Below are 2055 nucleotides of genomic sequence, written 5' to 3' on the forward strand. Positions count from 1 at the left end.
AAAATGTCCGCACCAGCCGCCCCAGCCGTACCAGGCGCCGGCAGCCAGCTGAACGGCCTCGAGATCTGGTTCGTCACCGGCAGTCAGCAGCTCTACGGCGAGGAGACCCTCCGGCAGGTAGCCGAACAGTCCCGCGCCATCGCCGGCGCGCTCGCCGCGGCGGATGCGATCCCGGTCCGTGTTGTCTGGCAGCCGGTGGTCACCACGCCGGAAGAGATCCGGCGGGTCATGCTGGCGGCCAGCCGCGACGACAACGTGATCGGCGTGATCGCGTGGATGCACACGTTCAGCCCGGCGAAGATGTGGATCTCCGGCCTCAGCGCGCTGAGCAAGCCGCTGCTGCACCTGCACACCCAGGCGAACGTCCGGCTGCCGTGGGCCGAGATCGACTTCGACTTCATGAACCTGAACCAGGCCGCGCACGGCGACCGCGAGTTCGGCTACATCCAGTCGAGGCTCGGCATCCGCCGCAAGACCGTCGTCGGCCACGTGTCCGACCCGCGCGTCGTCGCGGACGTCGCGATCTGGGCGCGGGCGGCGGCGGGCTGGGCGGCGACGCGGGCGCTGAAGCTGGCGCGGTTCGGCGACAACATGCGGTTCGTCGCGGTCACCGAAGGGGACAAGACCGAGGCGGAAGCCGTGTTCGGCGTGCAAGTCAACACCTGGGGTGTCAACGACCTGGTGACAGCGGTCGGCGACGTCACCGACGCGGACATCGCCGCGCTGGTCGAGGAGTACGAGGACAGCTATGACGTCGTGCCCGAGCTGCGCCGCGGCGGGGAGCGGCACCAGTCGCTGCGCGAAGGCGCGGCGATCGAGCTGGGCCTGCGCGCGTTCCTCGACAACGGCGGGTTCGGCGCGTTCACCACGAACTTCGAGGACCTGGGCGGGCTGAAGCAGCTGCCAGGGCTGGCCGTGCAGCGGCTGATGGCCGACGGGTACGGGTTCGGCGCGGAAGGCGACTGGAAGACCGCCATCCTGGTCCGCGCCGCCAAGGTGATGGGCCAGGGACTCCCCGGCGGCGCGTCCATGATGGAGGACTACACCTACGACCTGACGCCCGGACAGGAGCTCATCCTCGGCGCGCACATGCTCGAGGTCTGCCCCACCCTCACCACCGGCAGGCCACGGCTGGAGATCCACCGGCTGGCCATCGGCGCCCGCCAGGACCCGGTGCGCCTGGTGTTCACCGCCGACCCGGGGCCCGGCATCGTCGTGGCGATGACCGACATGCGCGACAGGTTCCGGCTCACCGCCAACGTCGTCGAGCTGGTCCCGCCCCCCGAGCCGCTGCCCAGGCTGCCGGTCGGCCGCGCCGTGTGGCGGCCGGCCCCCGACTTCCGCACCTCCGCGACGTCCTGGCTGATGGCCGGCGCCGCGCACCACACCGCCATGTCCACCGCGGTCGGCGCCGACGCCTTCCGCGACTATGCCAGGATGGCGGGCGTGGAACTGCTCGTCATCGACGAATCGACGACCGCCAGGGCATTCGAGGACGAGCTCCGCTGGAACGCCGCGTATTACCGGCTCGCTGGCGGAGTCTGAATGCCGTTCGCGGCTGCGCGTAAGACCCTCGTGCACCTCGCGGACGGCCGCGAGCTCATCTATTTCGACGCCGAGGCCGGCCCGGACGCCGCCCGGGCCGGCCTGCCCCGACTCGAGGCCACTCGACGCGCGGCCGGGATCCGGCGAGTCCCGGTTCGACCCGCTGCTCGGCGAGTGGGTGGCGATAGCCGCCAACCGGCAGGTGCGGCCCTACCACCCGGGACCCGACGTCTGCCCATTCTGCCCGTTCACGTCGGCCAGGCACACCGAGATCCCGGCGCCGGACTACGAGGTGGCGGTGTTCGAGAACCGCTTCCCCTCGCTGTCCGGCTCGCCTGAGCCGCCCGACGAGCTGATCGGCCCGCTGCCGCACCGGCTGCGCCGGGGCCGCGGCCGGTGCGAGGTCGTCGCCTTCACCTCCGATCACGACGCGACGTTCGCCTCCCTCGGCGAGGACCGGGTCCAGCTCATCCTCGCGGCGTGGACCGACCGCACCGCGAACCTGTTCGC

At 71.6% G+C, this 2055-nt stretch carries 1 protein-coding gene and 1 pseudogene; both read left to right on the forward strand.

From position 1 onward, the window contains the following. Positions 1-1545, forward strand: a 1545-nt coding sequence (araA, locus tag WA805_RS07890; protein WP_425242007.1) for an L-arabinose isomerase, incomplete at its 5' end; no start/stop codon positions are given. A 178-nt stretch (positions 1546-1723) separates the two neighbouring features. Then, positions 1724-2055: pseudogene (locus tag WA805_RS07895) on the forward strand (galactose-1-phosphate uridylyltransferase); the annotation flags it as partial.

Origin of the sequence: Trebonia sp., assembly GCF_049794275.1 — a bacterium.
Classification (GTDB): domain Bacteria; phylum Actinomycetota; class Actinomycetes; order Streptosporangiales; family Streptosporangiaceae; genus Trebonia.